This window comes from Arthrobacter sp. SAFR-179, assembly GCF_059414945.1.
In genome coordinates this window covers 106,294-125,291 of record NZ_JBPFDM010000011.1, presented here as the reverse complement: position 1 = coordinate 125,291, position 18,998 = coordinate 106,294, and the positions used below count along the sequence as shown (strand labels likewise).

At 66.9% G+C, this 18,998-nt stretch carries 16 protein-coding genes; 11 read left to right on the top strand and 5 right to left on the bottom strand.

Annotation, left to right across the window (positions count from 1 at the left end; genetic code table 11):
- Positions 1 to 204: 204 nt before the first annotated feature.
- On the top strand, positions 205 to 1,869 hold the full coding sequence (pgm, locus tag ACR65K_RS16520; protein WP_440154103.1) for a phosphoglucomutase (alpha-D-glucose-1,6-bisphosphate-dependent): 1,665 nt from the start codon (positions 205 to 207) through the stop codon (positions 1,867 to 1,869).
- Here pgm and ACR65K_RS16515 read toward each other — a convergent pair.
- Complete coding sequence (locus tag ACR65K_RS16515) at positions 1,866 to 2,384, bottom strand: 2'-5' RNA ligase family protein (RefSeq protein WP_440154101.1); 519 nt, start codon at positions 2,382 to 2,384, stop codon at positions 1,866 to 1,868. The genes pgm and ACR65K_RS16515 overlap by 4 nt on opposite strands.
- A 157-nt stretch (positions 2,385 to 2,541) precedes the next feature.
- Positions 2,542 to 3,147, bottom strand: coding sequence for a malonic semialdehyde reductase (locus ACR65K_RS16510; RefSeq protein ID WP_440154099.1), 606 nt, complete (start codon positions 3,145 to 3,147; stop codon positions 2,542 to 2,544).
- 200 nt (positions 3,148 to 3,347) lie between these two features.
- On the opposite strand from ACR65K_RS16510, the gene ACR65K_RS16505 reads away from it, so the two are divergent.
- Positions 3,348 to 4,700: a uracil-xanthine permease family protein gene (locus ACR65K_RS16505; protein ID WP_142029733.1), complete on the top strand. Its 1,353-nt coding sequence runs from the start codon at positions 3,348 to 3,350 to the stop codon at positions 4,698 to 4,700.
- Here the strand turns inward: ACR65K_RS16505 and ACR65K_RS16500 are convergent.
- A complete protein-coding gene (locus tag ACR65K_RS16500) occupies positions 4,697 to 5,623 on the bottom strand; it encodes an SGNH/GDSL hydrolase family protein (RefSeq protein ID WP_440154097.1) in 927 nt (308 codons plus the stop codon). The two genes, ACR65K_RS16505 and ACR65K_RS16500, sit on opposite strands and share 4 nt — an antisense overlap.
- Positions 5,620 to 6,504, bottom strand: a complete 885-nt coding sequence (locus ACR65K_RS16495; RefSeq protein WP_440154095.1) for a GAF domain-containing protein — start codon at positions 6,502 to 6,504, stop codon at positions 5,620 to 5,622. The genes ACR65K_RS16500 and ACR65K_RS16495 overlap by 4 nt, the downstream gene beginning before the upstream one ends.
- 365 nt (positions 6,505 to 6,869) lie before the next feature.
- Between ACR65K_RS16495 and treS the strand changes: the two genes are divergently transcribed.
- On the top strand, positions 6,870 to 9,146 hold the full coding sequence (gene treS / locus ACR65K_RS16490) for a maltose alpha-D-glucosyltransferase (RefSeq protein ID WP_440154093.1): 2,277 nt from the start codon (positions 6,870 to 6,872) through the stop codon (positions 9,144 to 9,146).
- A 35-nt stretch (positions 9,147 to 9,181) separates the two neighbouring features.
- Here the strand turns inward: treS and ACR65K_RS16485 are convergent, their stop codons facing one another.
- On the bottom strand, positions 9,182 to 10,399 hold the full coding sequence (locus tag ACR65K_RS16485; protein WP_440154091.1) for an ROK family transcriptional regulator: 1,218 nt from the start codon (positions 10,397 to 10,399) through the stop codon (positions 9,182 to 9,184).
- 239 nt (positions 10,400 to 10,638) lie between these two features.
- Here ACR65K_RS16485 and ACR65K_RS16480 point away from each other — a divergent pair, with 239 nt between their 5' ends.
- The 8 genes from ACR65K_RS16480 to ACR65K_RS16445 all read left to right on the top strand — a co-directional run bounded on the left by ACR65K_RS16480 (position 10,639) and on the right by ACR65K_RS16445 (position 18,989).
- The gene (locus ACR65K_RS16480; protein WP_440154089.1) at positions 10,639 to 11,733 is read left to right on the top strand and encodes a Gfo/Idh/MocA family protein; all 1,095 of its coding nucleotides are present in this window, start codon (positions 10,639 to 10,641) and stop codon (positions 11,731 to 11,733) included.
- Positions 11,730 to 12,560 (top strand): hypothetical protein, encoded by an 831-nt coding sequence (locus tag ACR65K_RS16475; protein ID WP_440154087.1) that lies wholly within the window; start codon positions 11,730 to 11,732, stop codon positions 12,558 to 12,560. The genes ACR65K_RS16480 and ACR65K_RS16475 overlap by 4 nt, the downstream gene beginning before the upstream one ends.
- Before the next feature lie 113 nt (positions 12,561 to 12,673).
- A complete protein-coding gene (locus ACR65K_RS16470) occupies positions 12,674 to 14,002 on the top strand; it encodes an ABC transporter substrate-binding protein (RefSeq protein ID WP_056330533.1) in 1,329 nt (442 codons plus the stop codon).
- A 12-nt stretch (positions 14,003 to 14,014) separates the two neighbouring features.
- Positions 14,015 to 14,977 (top strand): carbohydrate ABC transporter permease, encoded by a 963-nt coding sequence (locus tag ACR65K_RS16465; RefSeq protein ID WP_440154085.1) that lies wholly within the window; start codon positions 14,015 to 14,017, stop codon positions 14,975 to 14,977.
- On the top strand, positions 14,977 to 15,867 hold the full coding sequence (locus ACR65K_RS16460; protein WP_056330526.1) for a carbohydrate ABC transporter permease: 891 nt from the start codon (positions 14,977 to 14,979) through the stop codon (positions 15,865 to 15,867). Before ACR65K_RS16465 ends, ACR65K_RS16460 begins: the two co-directional genes overlap by 1 nt.
- A 37-nt stretch (positions 15,868 to 15,904) precedes the next feature.
- On the top strand, positions 15,905 to 16,651 hold the full coding sequence (locus tag ACR65K_RS16455) for a sugar phosphate isomerase/epimerase family protein (protein WP_056330524.1): 747 nt from the start codon (positions 15,905 to 15,907) through the stop codon (positions 16,649 to 16,651).
- Positions 16,648 to 17,766 (top strand): Gfo/Idh/MocA family protein, encoded by a 1,119-nt coding sequence (locus tag ACR65K_RS16450; RefSeq protein ID WP_440154084.1) that lies wholly within the window; start codon positions 16,648 to 16,650, stop codon positions 17,764 to 17,766. Before ACR65K_RS16455 ends, ACR65K_RS16450 begins: the two co-directional genes overlap by 4 nt.
- A 56-nt stretch (positions 17,767 to 17,822) precedes the next feature.
- On the top strand, positions 17,823 to 18,989 hold the full coding sequence (locus ACR65K_RS16445) for a Gfo/Idh/MocA family protein (RefSeq protein ID WP_440154082.1): 1,167 nt from the start codon (positions 17,823 to 17,825) through the stop codon (positions 18,987 to 18,989).
- The last annotated feature ends 9 nt before the right edge of the window (positions 18,990 to 18,998 follow it).

Sequence of the window (18,998 nt, the reverse complement as noted above, 5' to 3'; positions counted from 1 at the left end):
GCGGCGGCCCGCCGTCGTCCGTTTCTTTCGGTTGTTTTCGTGGAATTTTTTGAAAGGTAGCAGGGCGCTTAAGGCCGGGTATATAGGTACTTTCGGGCGGTGTACTCAGGTGGACTACTTGGTTAATGGCGTCATGGCGTGTCACAGGGTCCGGATTTTGGGCGGGTCGTTTGGACTCCTGCCAGCTTCTGGCATGCTGGAGCCATGGCTAGCCGCGCGGGCACAGTTGCCCAACCCCAGGACCTTGTTGACATCACTGCGCTCCTTGACGCGTATTACGACATTGCGCCGGACCTGGGTGATCCCGGCCAGCGCGTGGTGTTTGGCACTTCGGGGCACCGGGGTTCCAGCCTCAAGGCGTCGTTTAACGAACAGCACATCGTGGCCATCACCCAGGCAATCGTGGAATACCGTGCCGCCCAGGGCGTCACCGGCCCGCTGTTCCTGGCCAAGGACACCCACGCACTGAGCGAGCCCGCACAGAACTCCGCCCTGGAGGTGCTCGCCGCCAACGGTGTACAGGTCCTCGTCGACGCCAGGCATGGCTACACCCCCACCCCGGCTTTGAGCCACGCCATCCTGACGTACAACCGGAAGGCGGCGCCCGGGGCCCCGCAGGCCGACGGCATCGTGGTGACTCCCAGCCACAACCCACCGGGCGACGGCGGCTTCAAGTACAACCCCCCGCATGGCGGCCCGGCGGACTCGGACGCCACCGGCTGGATCGCCAACCGGGCCAACGAACTGCTGGAAAACGGGCTGCGCGGCGTGAAGCGGATCCCGCTGGCTGAGGCCCAGGCCGCAGACACCACGGGCAAATTCGACTTCCTGAGCAGCTACGTGGACGACCTTCCGTCCGTCCTGAACCTGGACGTCATCCGCAATGCCGGCGTCCGGATCGGCGCCGACCCCATGGGCGGGGCGTCCGTGGACTACTGGGGCGAAATCGGTGAGCGCCACCACCTGGACCTCACCGTGGTGAACCCGACGGTTGACCCGCAGTGGGCCTTCATGACCCTCGACTGGGACGAGAAGATCCGCATGGACTGCTCCTCGCCGTCGGCCATGGCCTCGCTGATCCAGCGGATGTCCGACGCCGCAGCCTCCGGCCAGCCCGCGTTCGATGTAGCCACGGGCAACGACGCCGACGCCGACCGCCACGGCATCGTCACCCCGGACGGCGGGCTGATGAACCCCAACCACTACCTTGCCGTCGCCATCGACTACCTCTACCGCAACCGCAGCGGCTGGAACCCCGCCTCCGTGATCGGCAAGACCCTGGTGTCCTCCTCGATCATCGACCGCGTGGCCGAGAGCCTGGGCCGCAAGCTCGTTGAGGTTCCCGTTGGCTTCAAGTGGTTCGTCCCCGGCCTGCTTTCCGGTGAAGGCGCGTTCGGCGGCGAGGAATCCGCGGGCGCCTCCTTCAACAAGCTGGACGGCAGCGTCTGGACCACTGACAAGGACGGCATCCTGCTGGCACTGCTGGCCTCGGAGATCACAGCGGTCACCGGCAGCTCCCCGTCGCAGCTGTACAAGGGGCTGACGGACCAGTTCGGCGCCCCCGTCTACGCGCGGATCGACGCGGCAGCCACCCGGGAGCAGAAGGCCGCACTCGGTAAGCTGTCGCCGTCGGATGTCACCGCCACGGAACTGGCCGGCGAGACGATCACGGCCAAGCTCACCGAGGCACCGGGCAACGGCGCGGCCATCGGCGGCCTGAAGGTGGTCACCGAGAACGCCTGGTTCGCGGCCCGCCCCTCCGGCACCGAGGACGTGTACAAGATCTACGCCGAGTCGTTCAAGGGCGAGGAGCACCTGAAGCAGGTGCAGGCGGAGGCCAAGGCACTGGTGGACAGCGTCATCGCCTAGCCCTGCTGCTGCTCCGGCGAAGGTTCCTGGCTCCAGAGCCGGAGGACGCACCTGGTGGTGGGGTCCCCGCCGGGAGCCATGTCCACCAGGGCGACGCGGTCAAGCACGACGGCGTCGCCCGGGTGGAGGCGCTTGCTGCCGTGGTGCGAGACGTGGGGCCGGTAGCCTGCGCGCGTGTGCGCCGGCGTCAGGATCCTGCCGCCGAGGGCGTCGACTGCCTCGACGAGGTGCTCGTGCAGCCGTTGGAGGTCCGGTTGCGGCTTGATGAGGTTGACGGGGACGGAGCCGTTGCGCCCGAACCCCGCGTCCTCCCCCACCGCCAGCGGCGCCCCAAGGGCTGCCTCGGCGTGCGGCGCCGCCAGCCCGGCGATGCTGCCGGCGACGTCGGCGCCCTCTGTGGTGGCGGCGTCGAACCTCACCAGGGTGATGTGCAGCGGCCACTCCGTCCGTGGAAAAACCTGGCCGGCAGCAACCGGTTCGACGAAGGCCACAAAGATCAGGTTCCGCACGGGCATACGCCCAGTCTCCCACCCGCCCCAGCAGACGCCCGCTCACTTTTGACACGTGATGGTCACACCCCCGCTCACATTACGCAGAGAAACAGCAAACGCCCGCTCACCGTGTGAGCGGGCGTTTGCCGAAAGACCGCCAAAAGTGAGCGGGCGTCGGGTGCTAGACGGTGCGGACAGCCTCGTCGTAGGAGAACTTGGGCTTTGCCTCGCCCCAGGCGTCGGCGGCCGGCTGGCCGATATTGACCACCAGGAAGCTCTTCTGGTCGCCGCCCGGGAAGAAGGCGGCGTCGATCGCGGCGAAGTCGGCGCCGGTCATGGGGCCTGCGGCGAACCCGAGCGAGCGGACGGCCAGGATGAAGTAGCCGGCCTGCAGGTGGGCGTTGTTGTTGCCCGTGGCGGCGGCGAGTTCCGGGTCGGCGTCGTACATGGCCTTGGGGGCGTTGTAGCCGGGGAGGAACTCGTCCCACTTGCCGGCCCAGTCGGTGTCGTAGCTGAGGATGGCCACGAGCGGAGCCGAGGCGGTCTTGGCCTGGTTGCCGCGGGACAGCGCGTCCACCAGGGTGGCACGGGCCTCGGGCGAGCGGACGTAGGTGACGCGCAGCGGCTGGGAGTTGAAGGCGGTGGGGCCGAACTTGGTGAGCTCGTAGATGGCCTGGGCCTGCTCGTCGGTCACCTCACCTGTGAAGGAGTTGGCGGTGCGGGCCTGGGCGAAGATGGCGTCCACGGCTGCCGAATCGATAACCGCTTCTTCGTGGGCAATGGTCATTGGCTTACCTTTCGATGCGCCGCCCGCCTGCCGGGGTGGCCTCTGATGCTTTCCATAGTTGCAACTTCAACTGCTTTCCCCCTCTTCCCGTGACGGCAGGTGACGTTGGGCACAGTAGACCGGCAGGAAATACTTGGCGGTATTCTGGACCGAGTTATTCTTTGCCCCCTCGCGGCACCCCCTGAAAGGCATTCCTTCCCATGAGCATGCTCGGAATCAAATGGAAGCTGCACGGCACCGGCAAAACCATCAAGCCCGGCCAGGTGGTGGCCCCGGATGAGCGGTTGGCGTGGCCCCTGACCATCGGCGTGGGAATGCAGCACGTGGTGGCCATGTTCGGCGCCACCTTCCTGGTTCCCATCATTACCGGGATGCCGCCGGCCACCACGCTGTTCTTCTCGGGGATCGGCACGCTGCTGTTCCTGGTGATCACTAAGGGCCGGGTCCCCAGCTACCTGGGCTCGAGCTTCGCGTTCATCGCCCCCATCACGGCTTCGCAGGCGCAGTTCGGCATCCCCGGCGCCCTGGGCGGCGTAGTGCTGGCCGGCGCCACCCTGGCCCTGGTGGGTGCCGTGGTGCAGAAGTTCGGCGCCGGCTGGATCAACCGGCTGATGCCGCCCATCGTCACCGGCGCCATCGTGGCCCTGATCGGCCTGAACCTGGCCCCCGCCGCCAAGCAGAACTTCGACGCCGCCCCGATCACCGCCCTCATCACACTGGTCACCATCATCCTGGTCAGCGTCCTGTTCCGCGGGATCCTGGGCCGGCTCAGCATCCTGGTGGGCGTGGTGGTGGGCTATCTGGTGGCCATGCTCCGCGGCGAGGTGAAGTACGACAAGATGGACGCCGCAGCCTGGGTAGGCCTGCCGCACTTCCAGACCCCCGAGTTCCACATCGGCGTCCTGGGCCTGTTCGTCCCCGTGGTGCTGGTGCTCGTGGCGGAGAACATCGGCCACGTGAAGTCCGTCGCCGCCATGACCGGGCAAAACCTCGACGGCGTCTCCGGGCGGGCGCTGATGGCCGACGGTGCCGCCACGGTGCTGGCCGGCCTGGGCGGCGGGTCGGGCACCACCACGTACGCAGAGAACATCGGTGTCATGGCGGCCACCAAGGTGTATTCGACGGCGGCCTACTGGGTGGCGGGCATGTTCGCCATCCTGCTCAGCTTCTCGCCCAAGTTCGGCGAGCTGATCGCCACCGTCCCGGCAGGCGTGCTGGGCGGCGCGGCCACCATGCTGTACGGCATGATCGGCATCCTGGGCGTGAAGATCTGGGTACAGAACAAGGTGAACTTCTCCAACCCGGTCAACCTGACCACTGCCGCGGTGGCCCTGATCATCGGCATCGCGGACTACACCTGGACCATCGGCGACCTGAAGTTCACCGGCATCGCCCTGGGTTCGGCTGCCGCGCTGGTGATCTACCACGGCATGAAGGCCATCGCGAAGGCACGCGGAACGGTGGCCGAACCCGAAACCGAGCAGGGCGTACTGCCGCCCGCGGCCAAGGCCGCCATGAAGGCCGCGGCCAAGCGTTCCCCCAGGAAGCGCTAAGCCGCGCTGCCGGTTCCCAGTTCCGGGTCCGTTCCAGGCACCACATAGGCGGCCCCGGGCAGGGACGCACCGACGGCCGGATGGCCGGGCGGGAAGGGACCGGGACGGCCAAGGCCGAACACCGGGCCCGGCTGCGGCCGCTTCGCCGCCAATCCATTCAACTGATGGGGCCGCATCCGCTTCAGCACCCACGGCACGAAGTACTGCTTGGCCCACACCAGGTCCTCGGCCCGTGCCTGCGTCCAGCCGTGGGCCGGAAGCGGCCGGGGCTGGGAGGGCTTGAGCGTGTGCGGCACGCCCAGGGCGTTGAGGGTGGCCACGGCCACTGAGTGGTGGCCCAGCGGGGAGAGGTGCAGCCGGTCCGGATCCCACATCAGCGCATGCTGAAGTTCCGGCAGGCACCAGAGGTCAACCATGATGGCGTGGTGCCTGGCCCCGATCCGGTGGAGGTGTTCGTTGTAGATCGCCACGCGGCCGCGGATCTTGCCGAAGACCGGCGTGTTCCCCCAGTCCGGTCCGGCATAGAGCAGGACTGTGGCGCCCGTAGCTGCCAGGATGCCCACGGCCTCATCAATCTTTTCCGCCAGCTTGTCCGGGTCGCCGTGGCGGAACACGATGTCGTTGCCACCGCCGGACATGGCGATCAGGTCGGGCTTCAGCTCCAGTGCCTGTTCCAGCTGCCCGTCGAGGATCTGCCGCAGCAGCAGGCCGCGGATGGCCAGGTTGGCATAGGCGAAGTCCGCCTGGCTGTCGGCCAGTTCCTCCGCCACCCGGTCAGCCCAGCCCCGGAGACCCCCCAGACTGTGCGGTTCGGGGTCCCCAATGCCTTCCGTGTAGGAGTCCCCCAGGGCAACGAAACGGTGCCAGGGGTGCCGGTCCGGTCCGTCCGCGATGGAGCGCAGTTCCTGTTTCTCGATGGTCATGCCGTCCTCCCTTCCGCAGCGGGCGGGGGTTCCTTCCCCGCCGCAGCGTCCTTGCGGGGCGACGTTCCGGTTGGAAAGTCCCGCCCCGCCGACGACGGCCGCGGCAGCTCCGCCACGCCGTCGTACGTTTCCTGCCGCAGCCCCGAAGGCTGCCCGGCCCCCGGGCCCATCCCCGTGGGGGCCACAACGTTCAATGCCGCGTCCCGGAGATCCAGTTCATGGTGCAGCGCCTGCGTCTGCAGGAACCGCAACGCGCCCTCCCGGGTGAGTCCGTATTCGTCCATCAGGCTGCGCACAGCGAGGTCCACCAGGACCAGGGAGCTTTGGACGACGGCGAGGCCCGCCGTCGCTTCCGCGCGCTCGGCTACGCGGACCACAACACGAAGGGCACGCGCCACCTCACGGGCATAGCTTTGGCTGAGTACCAGGTCATCGCTGGTGAAGGTGTGCGGGGACGGCGCGTAAAGGTTGATGCCGGCGCTGGTCCCGCCTTCGGTGAGGATGGGGACGGAGAGCAGGGACTGCACGCCGTGGCCGGCGGCGGCGCTGGAATACCCGGGCCAGCGGCGGTCCCGGCTCAGGTCGGACACCAGGACGAACTCCCCCGTCCGCATGGCTTCCATGACCGGTCCATCGGCAAACGAGCATTGTTCGCGGTCCGCCTCAAGTGCCTGCTCAGTGCTGGCCGCAAGGGTGTGCGCCTTGCCCAGGCGGAAGAGGGTGGCCGCCCAGCTGATGCTGCGGTGCTCACCTTTGATGCCCGCCATGAAGTCGCGGGTCACATCCCGGAGGTAGTCCTCAACGTCCTTGCTGTCGAAAACCGGCTCCGGGGCAACTGGAAGCGGTCCCCAGCCAACCTGCCCCATGGGTTCAGCGGCCATGCTCCAGCCCTGCTATCAGCACGTCGGCCCACTGCAAAACCTTTGTTCTAAGAATACGACCGGCGGCGGGCTTAGTGGGCAAACTCGGCGAAACAAGGGGGAAAGGGGGATTCGCGGTACGGGGCGGGTGTAGGTAGGCAAGGACACCCGGCTCTCCGACCGCCATCCTCCAGCAGATTGGCCGGGACATCGGAGAAAGCATCCTCCAGCCCGGGCACGTTTGTCCCTTCCACCGGCCCCGCCGCGCAGTAGCATCGGGAGAGGGGACGCCGAATACTCCCTGATGCCCTGGGTACCTTTCCTTGGGCAAGGGGTCTTTTGAGCGTCCATGCCAGCACGGAAACGAGCAATGGAAAGAGGAGCTTATGCGGGAGCCGGGCACCAGCGGGAACACTTCGGAAGCGGATGCAGCCGCAGGCAACGGGGAAGTGGAAGCGGGCGCTGCGGAGCCGTCAGCGGAACTGGACGTCAATTTCGACGAGCAGTTCTTCGCAGCAAGGCCAAAGGCGCTGCGGCCCATCGCGCGCCGGCGCCAGTTCGTAGGCAGCAGGCCGTCCTTCGAGTTCGACGGGCGGAACGCGGCCTACGTGGACTGGCTCCGCAACCAGGCCATGCTCGGGGACGCCAATACTTTGGCCCGGCAGCTGTCCGGGCAGGCCAGCATGTGGCAAAACTCCTATGCCCATCCCAACCCGCGGGCCGCCGTCGAACGTGCCTCCGTTTGGTTCACCGCCTACCCGCTGTCCTTCATCACCCCCACCGGGCAGTCGTTCCTCTCCGCCCTGGGCGATCCGGCCATGTGGAAGGCGTTCCGTGAGATCGGCATCCGGGGGATCCACACCGGCCCCGTGAAGCTCGCCGGCGGCATCAGCGGCTGGTCCCACACTCCCAGCGTGGACGGGCACTTCGACCGCATCAGCATGGCGATCGATCCGGTCTTCGGCACCGAGGAGGAGTTCCGCCGCATGTGCGAGGTGGCTGCTGAGCACGACGGCACCGTCATCGACGACATCGTCCCGGGCCACACCGGCAAGGGTGCGGACTTCCGCCTGGCCGAGATGAACTTCCGGGACTACCCCGGCATCTACCACATGGTGGACATCCCCGAAGAGGACTGGCACCTCCTCCCGGACGTCCCGGAGGGGGCCGACTCGGTCAACCTCAGCCCCGACTCGGAGCAGGCGCTGCAGAAGGCCGGCTACATCATCGGCCGGCTCCAGCGGGTCATCTTCTACGAACCCGGAGTGAAGGAGACCAACTGGAGCGCCACCCGGCCCATCGTGGACACCACCGGCAAGACCCGCCGCTGGGTCTACCTGCACTACTTCAAGGCCGGGCAGCCCTCCATCAACTGGCTGGACCCCACTTTTGCGGGAATGCGGCTGGTGGTGGGCGACGCCCTGCACTCGCTCGTGGACCTTGGCACCGGCGCACTGCGCCTTGATGCCAACGGCTTCCTGGGCGTGGAGAAGAGCGCCGAAGAACAGCCCGGCTGGTCCGAGGGGCATCCGCTGTCCGAGGCAGCCAACCAGCTCATCGGCTCCATGATCCGGAAGGTGGGCGGGTTCTCCTTCCAGGAGCTGAACCTGACCATCGACGACATCAAGGCAACCTCCGACGCCGGCCCGGACCTCTCCTACGACTTCATCACCCGGCCCGCGTACCACTACTCCCTGATCACGGCCGATACCGAGTTCCTGCGGCTGACCCTCCGCCTTTCCCTGGAGATCGGTGTGGACCAGGCCTCGCTGGTGCATGCACTGCAGAACCATGACGAACTCACCTACGAGCTCCTGCACTTCGCCGCCGGGCACCGGGACGAGATGTTCGAGCTCAACGGCGAGGAACTCACCGGCGCCCAGCTGGCCGAACAGATCCAGCAAACCATGCGTGAGCGGCTGACCGGCGAGAACGGGCCCTACAACGCCGTCTTCACCACCAACGGCATCGCCTGCACCTCGGTCAGCTTCATCATGGCTGCGCTGGGCATCAAGGACCCGTCCGCCACCACCCCGGAACAGGAATCCCAGATCCGGGACGTCCACCTGCTCCTGGCCATGTACAACGCCCTGCAGCCGGGCGTTTTTGCCCTGTCCGGCTGGGACCTCACAGGCATCCTGGCCCTGGACCGGAGCAGCGTGCGGGAACTTACCTCGCAGGGTGACACCCGCTGGATCAACCGCGGCGCCCATGACCTCATGGGCACCAGCCCGGACGCAATCACCTCCTCCTCAGGGATGCCGCGGGCCCGGAGCCTCTATGGTCCGCTGCCGGACCAGCTGAAGGACCCCGAGTCGTTCGCGCGCCGGCTGCAGCGGATCCTCACCGTGCGGGAAGAGAACGGCATCGCCACCGGGACCTTGCTCGATGTCCCGGACGTTTCCAACCGCAGCGCACTGGTGCTGGTCAACAGGCTGACGGACGGGACCCTGCAGGTCACGGCGCTCAACTTCTCCGGGCAGGACATCGCCGGCAGCATCCAGTCCAACGAGCTGCCCTCAGGTGCCAACGTCAAGGACCTGTTCAGCGGCGAAACCGTGGGGCAGGTGGATGACCTGCACAGCTTCTTCCTGGAGCTGCCCGCCTACGGCGGGACTGCGCTGATCCTGACCGAAGCACCCGAAGCGGAGGCGGACGCCTAAGCCAGGCAGCCGGGTAACGCGGGGATACTCCTGCGTTACCCGGCGATGGCGCCTGCCAGCGTTGCTTCGATGACGGCCGGCGAGAGGACATACTGGGTGACCAGTTTGCTGGCACCAAGGACTGCCGCCTGGCTGCCGGCGCGCGAGCCGTTGATGCGCAGGTGCGAGGTGGCCAGCGGCGGCGAGCGCCGGTAGACCACCTCGCGGATGCCGGCCACCAGGTGCTCCCCCGTCTCGCCGACGCTGCCGCCCACCACAATGACGGACGGGTTGAGCAAGTTCACCACTGTGGCCAGCACCTCGCCGATGTCCCGGCCGGCCTGGCGCAGTGCCTGGATGGCCTGCAGGTTGCCGTCGGCGGCGAGCCGGAGCACGTCCGCGCCCTTCGCCACGTCCAGCCCCTGGTCCCGGAGGGAACGCACGACGGCGGGACCTGACGCCAGCGCTTCCAGGCACCCGTAGTTTCCACAGGCACACAGGACATCCGCGCCGCGCGCCACCTGCACGTGCCCCAGGTCGCCTGCCGTGCCGTTGGCGCCGCGCTGCAGTTCCCCGTTGCTGATGATGCCGGAGCCGATTCCGGTTGCCACCTTCACGAAGAAGAAGTTGTTGTGTTCGGGCCAGTGGGCGGACTGCTCCCCCAACGCCATGATGTTCACGTCGTTGTCCACCAGCACGTGCACGGGCAGGGACCGCTGGACGTAGCTGACTACGTCGAACCCGTCCCAGCCGGGCATGATGGGCGGCTTGACGGGCTTGCCCGTGTCATGTTCCACGGGCCCGGGCAGGCCAATGCCGATCCCGGCGAGTTCGGCCACGCTTCGTCCGGTGGACGCCAGCAGCTCCTTGCCCTGCGCCACCACCTGGTCCAGGACCGCTTCCGGGCCGTCGGCCACCTGCTGCGCCAGCCGGTGTTCGGCCAGGATGTTTCCGCCGAGGTCCGTGACCGCCACGATGACATGGGTGGCGCCCACGTCCACAGCCAGCACCAGGCGGGCGGCCGGGTTGAAGGCAAAGCGCGACGGCGGCCTGCCGCCGCTGGAGAGCGCCTCGCCCGCAGGGCCCACCAGGCCGGACAGCATCAGCGCGTCGATCCGCGAGGCCACCGTTGACCGGGCCAGTCCCGTACTCAGGGCAAGCTCGGCGCGGGTGCGGGCCTGGCCGTCACGCAGCAGCTGGAAGAGGTCGCCGGCGCGCGACAGGCTGCCGACGTCGGCGTCTTTTCCGGCCTGCCTGCCCGTCACTGAAGTCATGTCTAAGTCATAACACTCTTACTTACGACTGTCATTACGGCAGAAGAATGACGCGCAACAAACAACTTTTGCTTGACGTGCGTCAAAAGTAGTTCTACGTTGTGATTCAAGGCACATTCGCGGATCCGATGGTGGACATCAGCCGCAGTGATCCCGGCACCGCCGCCGCCACAGGCAGCCCGTTTACGCACCAGAGTCCGTCCAGATCCCAGAGTCCGCTTACAAAGAGGTAACTGAACTTGTCCCATGACACAGCGCCCGCAGACCGCCCCCTCGGCGTCGGCATCCTCGGCGCCGGGCCCGTCACCCAAGCCATCCACCTCCCGGCCCTGGCACGCCTCCAGGACATCCTGGAAGTCCGGCACATCATGGATGTGGACCCTGCCGTTGCCTCCTCGGTGGCGGCCCGCGTCGGAGCAACCGCCGGCACCAGCATGGATGCGCTGATGAACGATCCGGCCGTTGACGTCGTAGCGATCTGCAGCCCCCACCAGTTCCACGCTGACCAGGTCATCGCCGCCTGCAGGGCCGGGAAGAAAGCCGTCCTCTGCGAAAAGCCCTTCGCAATGAACGCCGGGGAAGCTGCGCGCATCTCGGCGGTCAGCAGCGAAACGGCCGTACCCATCGTCGTGGGCGCCATGCACACCTTTGATCCGGGCTGGCTCGCGGCGGAACAGAACTGGGGCGACCTCCCGGAGCAGGTCCACACCATCCGCTCATCCATCGTCCTGCCGCCCAATGCCCGCTTCGAGGACTTCGCCACCGAAATTCTCACGCGTCCCGCCGCCGGCGAGCCCAACTACTCGGACATCAACGTCATCAAGAACGCGCTTCGGGGCGGGATCATGGGCCTGGCCATCCACGACCTGCCCCTGGTCCGCCGGTTCACCCCGGACTTCGCGGACATTGAAGTCCTCCAGGTGTTCCACGTCCGCCCGTTCGGCTACGCCGTGTCGCTCCGCACCCCAACCCGCGTCATCGAACTGCGTGCCGTCATGAACAGCACGTGGAAGCCTGAATGGACCTTTGAGGCAATCGCGGATGATGCGGCACTGCACATCGACTTCACGCCGTCCTACGTCCAGGCCGGCTCCGCGGTCGCCACGCTGACCAGCCGCGGCGGCAGCGAAACCCGCACGTTCGGCCCCTATGGGCATAACGGCTACGAGGGCGAATGGCGTGAACTGGCGGAGCTGGCCCGGGGAACCCGCCAGGCGCCCTCCGCCCAGGCACTGATCGACGACCTCACCTTCGCACTCGCCATCGCGGACGCAACCGTAGACAGCGCCGCAGGACAAACCGGCGCGGCAGAAAAAGCAGGAGTTTCGGCATGAGCGGCCAGTACACGGTCTCTGCATCCCCCACCGCGAGCGCAGCCGGGGCGGTAACCCAGACGGTGGCTTCACTGCCCGCAACCTTCGCACCCGCCCCGGAGAACGCTCAGATCGCTGCCGACGTGCTGGTGGTTGCGGGCGAACCCGGCTGGACGGACGAAGCCCGCCGCGCCGTGGCCGCTGGTGCCCGCGGCATCGTGGTGGCCAACCCGGTCCCCGAGGACACCCGCGAACTGGCCGCCGCGGCAAACGCCGCAGGAACCGCCGTCGTCCTGGACCTCCGCTGGGCCTCCAATCCCGCGTTGGTGGCAGAAGGCGACGGTCCCGACGCCCGTGACGCAGTGCGCAGCGCCCTGGGCACCGCGTCACTGCTGGACAGTGTTGCCGTGGCGGCTCCGGGCACGGACCCGCGGCGGCTCCTTGGCGAGCATCTGGCCGCGCTGCTGGCCGTCAGCGGTCCCCTCCACGAAATGCTCCTCCTCCGCTGCGACGCCACGGGGTACACCGTGGCCGGCAGGCTGGCCAACGGCGCCCCCTTCACCGCCCAGGGCATGCTGACCGCGGCCCGCCCGGCCGCCGTCGATATCCGCCTCTACACCACCGACGGCGGGATGGCCGTCCAGGTTCCGGATCCGGACGCGGCCTGGCCGGCCGAAGTCCGGGTCACCGGAACCCACGGCGAACTCCTTCTTCCCACGCTTTACGAATCCGCCCACCGGTCGGCGTGGCGGCGCCTGAAGGACCATCTTGGCGCCGGCACCCGGCCGGACGATCTGGCCGGGTTCGCCCGGCTGACCGACCTCTACGCAACCCTCGCTGCCACGTAACCAAACCCACCGATACGCAACCTGAACAGCAGTCCAGTCCCACCTCCACTCTCAACGATGAGCAGGACCGCATCAACGGCGCATCACGCCTGCCGGTCCCGAAAGGACACATCATGAACGCATCTTCCGAACAGCGCCGTTCCTTCAACCGGCGCGGCTTCCTGGGCCTGACGGCTGCCGCTGCCGCAGCACCCCTCCTCGCTGCCTGCGGGGGCGGATCGGCATCGCAGGGCGGAGGCGGAGGCGGAGCAGGCGGCACCGTTAAGTTCTGGGACATGCCCTGGGCCACCCCTGCCTACAACGACGCTGCCAAGGGCATCGCGGAAGGCTTCTCCGGCGCCAACGGCGCCAAGGCGAGCTACCAGATCATCCAGTGGAACAACTTCTACCAGACCTTCTCCTCAGCGATCGCCTCAAAGACGGGCCCGGCCGTCTCCACGGGTGGCGGCTTCCAAGCGTTCCAGTTCGAGCAGCAGGGCCAGATCGCCTACGCGGACAAGGTGATCGAGAAGCTGAAGGCCAACGGCCAGTTCGATGACTTCCTGCCCGGGGTGCTTGACCCGTTCAAGTCGGACAAGGGCTACGTGGCGGTCCCCTGGCAGCTGGACATGCGCGTCTTCTGGTACCGCAAGTCGCTGTTCGAGAAGGCGAACGTTGCCCTCCCAACGGACTGGCCGTCGCTGCTGGAAGCCGGCAAGGCCCTGAAGAAGGTGGGCGCGTTCGGCTTCACCACCGGCGCCGGCGCGGGCAACAACTACGCCAACCACTCCATGATCATGATGATGGTCAACAACGGCGGCGGTGTCTGGAACAAGGACGGCGAGCTGGACCTGATGAACGACCGCAACGTGGAGGCCATGGAGTTCGTCCTGGAACTCGTGTCCAACGGCATCGTCGACCCCGCAGCGGTCAGCTACACCACGGACAACATGTCCGCGCAGTGGAAGGACGGCAAGGCCGGCTACGGCCTGTTCCAGGTGAACGTCCCGCAGCGTGTGGGCGATACCTCGGGCGACCTGCTGGTGGCCGACCCCATCAAGGGCCCGCACGGGGACAAGGCAACGATCGTCTTCCCGAACAACATCATGATGTACACCAACACCCCGTCCCAGGAGGCGTCGGAAGAGTTCCTGGTGTACTACCTGGGCCAGCTCAAGCAGCTGTGGCAGAAGAAGCTCATGTCCGCCCTGCCGGTCTTCAAGTCGATCACCGAAATTCCCGAGTTCGCCAACGACCCCAACAACGTCAAGATCGTCAAGGACTGGCAGCCCATCGCCAAGACCTTCGCCGCCCAGGGCAGCAGGCTCAACGCCAACCTCGCCGCCCTCGACGGCGGGCAGGCACTGAACCAGTTCAGCCAGACCATCATCACCGGAAAGGCCGACGCCAAGACTGCCCTGCAGACCTTCCAGTCCGGCCTCGAATCCGTCCTGAAGAAGTAGGTCGGACCGCCCATGTCCAGCACCACCACCGAGTCCGGCTTTGCCCGGGCCCGCCGCGGGGTTGCCCCCGGCGGATCCGGGACCGCCCACGGCAACCGCAAGAGCAAGCTCTCCGCCCAGGCCACCAGGACCTTCTTTTGGCTCCTGCTTCCCTCCGTGGTCCTCCTTGTCCTGATCCACGGCTACCCGCTGATCTATGCGGCCATCCAGGCGACGCACGATGGAGACCTGCTCCAGACCGGCAACTTCGTGGGCGCGCAGAACTTCGCCACCGTCCTGACCTCGCCTGCGTTCTGGAAGGCCGCCCAGTTCACGCTGTGGTTCACCATCGTGGGCGTCTTCGGTTCCTGGCTCGTCGGCCTGGGCCTGGCCCTGCTCCTGCGCACCAGAATCCCGGCCGGCGGCACCTTCAAGGTCCTGCTGCTCCTGCCCTGGGTGGTGCCCATCGTGGTGTCCTCCACCGCATGGAACTGGCTGGTGGCCACCCCGGACAGCCTCATCCCGTCGCTGTTCCGGAACCTGGGCATGGGCACCCCGCTCTTCCTGGCAGACCCCTCCCTGGCCTCCATCACGGTGATGGTGTTCAAGGTCTGGGTCAGCTTCCCGTTCATGATGATGATGATCTCGGCCGCCCTGGCCTCCGTGGACACCACCGTCTACGAGGCAGCCAGCATGGACGGCGCCAGCCGCTGGCAGCAGTTCACGCAGATCACCCTGCCGCTGATTGCCCGGTCCACCTACATCAGCTGGATCCTGATGACCATCTTCTGCGTCAACGACTTCCCCACCATCTACCTGCTCACCGGCGGCGGCCCTGTCAACGCCACCACCTCCCTGGTGGTCCTGGCCTACCGGACCGTGTTCCAGGACTTCGCCACCGGCCCGGGCGTGGCCATCGCCTTCCTCATGACCATGACCCTGGTGGTCATCTCGGTCATCCTGTACCGCCAGATCCGAAAGTCGAGCGTCGAATAATGAGCGCAGTACTCCACGCCCACCCCGAATCCGGTCCCACGCTCGGCATCGACGCCGGCAAACGCCGCAAGGTCCTCTCCGAGGCGGGCGAGCGCGGCCGCTGGTGGCGCTTCGCAGCGATCCTCATCATCACCGGGATCGTGCTGGTCCCCATCATGGTCACCGTGCTGCTGGCGTTCACCCCCGGGCCCAACAGCACCGCCACCGGCCTGACCTTCGAAAACCTCAGCAATGTGTTTTCCAAGACCTTCGCCGCCACGTGGCTCAAGAACAGCCTGGTCACCACCCTCTCCACCGTGGTGGTGTCGGTGGCCGTGGCCGCACCAGCGGGGTACGTCCTCTCCCGGGGCCGCAGCAAGGCAGTCTCCGGGTATTCGCTGCTGCTGTTCGTGATGCAGTCGCTGCCGATCATCACCTCGGTGGTGCCGCTGTTCATCCTGTTCGCCGGGATGGGCCTGGTGGACAACCTCCTGGGCCTGACCATCATTTACGTCGGTTCCACCATGACGGTTGCCACCTGGATGATGGCCGCCTACTTCGACTCCATTCCCATCAGCCTGGAGGAGGCTTCCTGGATCGACGGGTGCTCGGTTTTCGGCTCCTTCACCAAGGTGGTGCTCCGGAATTCCCTTCCCGGCGTCCTTTCGACAGCGATCTTCGCCTTCCTCCTCGCCTGGAACGACTACCTGGTAGCCATCGTGTTCCTGCGCTCGAATGAAATCTTCACCCTGCCCATGGGGGTACAGTCCTTCTTCCAGCAGAACGCAACGGACTGGACCTCCGTCATGGCCCTGGCCGTGGTCATGATGCTCCCGCCCGTCATCGTCTTCGCCACCCTGAACAAGTACTTCAGCGTCGGCGGCATCGGCGGCTCGCTCGCCGGCCGCTGACCCCAGCCCACACCTACAGAACAGCTAAAGGAAACCCATGTCCTACTCACTGCAGCTTTACACCCTCCGCAACGCCATCTCGGAGGATCTTCCGGGGACCATCAGGAAAGTGGCGGAGATCGGCTTCACCCAGGTTGAGCCGTACAACTTCGTGGCCACGGCCAAGGAACTCGGCGCGGCCCTGAAGGAGAACGGCCTCACCGCACCGTCCGGCCATGCACCCCTCATGAGCCAGGACCAGGACGAGATTTTCGCGGCAGCCAAGGAACTGGGCATCACCACCGTCATCGATCCGTTTCTGCCCGCCGAGCACTGGCAGAAGGCCGAGGACATCCAGGCAACGGCCGAAAAGCTCAACGCCGCCGCCAAGAAGGGCGCGGACTACGGCATCCGGGTGGGTTACCACAACCACGCCTGGGAACTGGAGTCCAGCATCGAGGGCCGCACCGCCCTGGAGTACTTCGCGGACCTGCTGGATCCGGAACTGGTCCTGGAGGTGGACACCTACTGGGCGGCAGTCGGCGGCCAGGATCCCGTGGAACTGCTGGCCAGGCTGGGCGACCGGGTGAAATTCATCCACATCAAGGACGGCCCCCTGAACAAGGACAACAAGGCCCAGCAGCCGGCGGGCCAGGGCAAGGTGCCGGTCATGGACGTCATCGCCGCGGCAAAGTCGCTGGAGGTGGGCGTAGTGGAGTTCGACGACTACGCCGGCGACATCTTCGAGGGCATCAGCGAGAGCCTGTCCTTCCTCAACGCTGCAGGCGAAGGAGTAAAAGCATGAGCACCACAGCCTCCCGCCAGGGCCCGGTGGGCGTCGGCGTCATCGGCGCCGGCGTGATCAGCAAGCAGTACCTGGACAACCTCACCGCTTTCCCGGACCTCAAGGTCCATGTCATCGCCGACCTCTTCGAGGAAGCCGCCGAGGCACGCGCCAAGGAATACGGCGTCCCCGAATGGGGCGGGGTGGACAAGGCCCTGAACCACCCGGACGTTGAGATCATCGTCAACCTCACCATTCCTGCCGCGCACGTGGAGGTGGCCACCGCCGCCGTCAACGCCGGCAAGCATGTCTGGACGGAGAAGCCGTTCTCGCTGGACCGCGAATCCGGGCTGGGCCTGCTCAAGAACGCTGACGCGGCCGGCATCCGCCTGGGCTGCGCCCCGGACACGTTCCTGGGCGCCGGGATCCAAACGGCCCTGCGCCTGATCCAGCGGGGCGACATCGGGACGCCGCTGACCGCGATGACCACGTTCCAAACCCCTGGCCCGGAGTCCTGGCACCCCAACCCGGCCTTCCTGTTCCAGCACGGCGCCGGCCCGCTGTTCGACATGGGCCCCTATTACCTCACCACCCTGGTCCAGGCCTTCGGCTCCATCCGCAAGGTGGCCGCCGTCGGGTCAAAGTCCAAGGATGTGCGCGTGATCGGTTCCGGGCCCAAGGCCGGCGAGGAGTTCACCGTGGAGGTGCCCACCCACGTCTCCGCGATGGCGCAGTTCGAATCCGGCGCCTCCTCGCACAGCGTCTTCTCCTTCGAGTCCCCCCGCACCCGCATGGGATTCGTGGAAATCACCGGCACGGAAGCGACCATCTCGCTGCCGGATCCCAACTACTTCACCGGCGACATCAAGCTCTGGCGCGCCGGCGACGAGGACTGGACCACCGTTCCGGCCACCGGGCCCGCCAACGGCCGCGGCATGGGCGTACTGGACATGGCGCGCTCCCTCCGAGCGGGAACAGCCCATCGCGCCACGGGTGAGCTCGCCTACCACGTCCTGGACACCATGGTTTCCATCTCCGAGTCCATGGGCTCCGGCACGTTCGTGGACGTGGAAAGCTCTGCCCCGGCGTCGCCCGCCCTCCCCGAGGACTGGGCGCCGGAAACCGCCACCCTCTGATCCAGCAAGTAATCCAGCACCTAGTCCAGCCAGCAGGAAGCACGCAGGAACGCATCATGACCACACCCGCACACCCGTCCGAACCTCCGGCCTCCCGCCCGCTCGGTGTCGCCGCCATCGGTTACGCCTTCATGGGCAAGGCCCACTCCAACGCGTGGCGGAACGTGGCCAGCTTCTTCGACGTCCCGGCCTTCGAGCAGAAGGTCCTCGTGGGCCGGGACGCCGGCGCCGTGGCAGAGGCCGCGGCAAAGTACGGCTGGGCTGAGTCCGCAACGGACTGGCGGACGGTGGTCACCCGCGATGACATCGACGTCGTGGACATCTGTGCCCCGGGCTGGATGCACGCCGAAATCGCCATCGCCGCGCTGGAAGCGGGCAAGCACGTCCTGGTGGAAAAGCCGCTGGCCAACACCCTCGCGGAAGCCGAGCTGATGACCGCCGCCGCGGCCAAGGCCCGCGCCAAAGGCATCCAGTCGATGATCGGCTTCAACTACCGGCGCGTCCCGGCCCTGGCACTGGCCAGGGAACTCATCGCCGAGGGCCGGCTGGGCATTGTCCGGCACGTCCGCGCCGCCTACCTCCAGGACTGGCTCACCGATGCCCAGGCCCCCATGACCTGGCGGCTGCGGAAGGAAACCGCCGGGTCCGGCGCTCTCGGGGACATCGCCAGCCACGCCATCGATCAGGTCCTGTTCCTCCTGGGGGACCAGGTCACCGAGGTCAGTGGCCGGCTCAACACCTTTGTGAACCGCCGCCCCGGGGCGGACGGCATGGAGGATGTAACGGTCGACGACGCCGCCTGGGCCACGCTGTCCCTCACCTCCGGAGCGGTGGCCTCAGTGGAGGTCTCCCGGGTTGCCACCGGCAGGAAGAACTCCCTCCAGATCGAGGTCTACGGCGACAAGGGCAGCCTCCTGTTCGACCTGGAAAACCTCAATGAGCTCGGCTTCCTGGACGCCACGGCCCCGGTCCGTGAGCAGGGCTTCCGCAGGATCCTGGTGAACGAACCCGAGCACCCCTACCTGGACGCGTGGTGGCCGCAGGGCCACATCATCGGCTGGGAGCACACGTTCACCCACCAGGTCCGCGACTTCCTGCTGGCCATCAAGGACGGAAGCCAGCCCTCGCCGTCGTTCGAAGAAGGCCTGAACGTCCAGTACGTCCTGGACGCGGTGGAGGAATCCGCGGCCAACAAGAGCACCCTCACCGTCGTCCGCCACTAGCACCCTTAT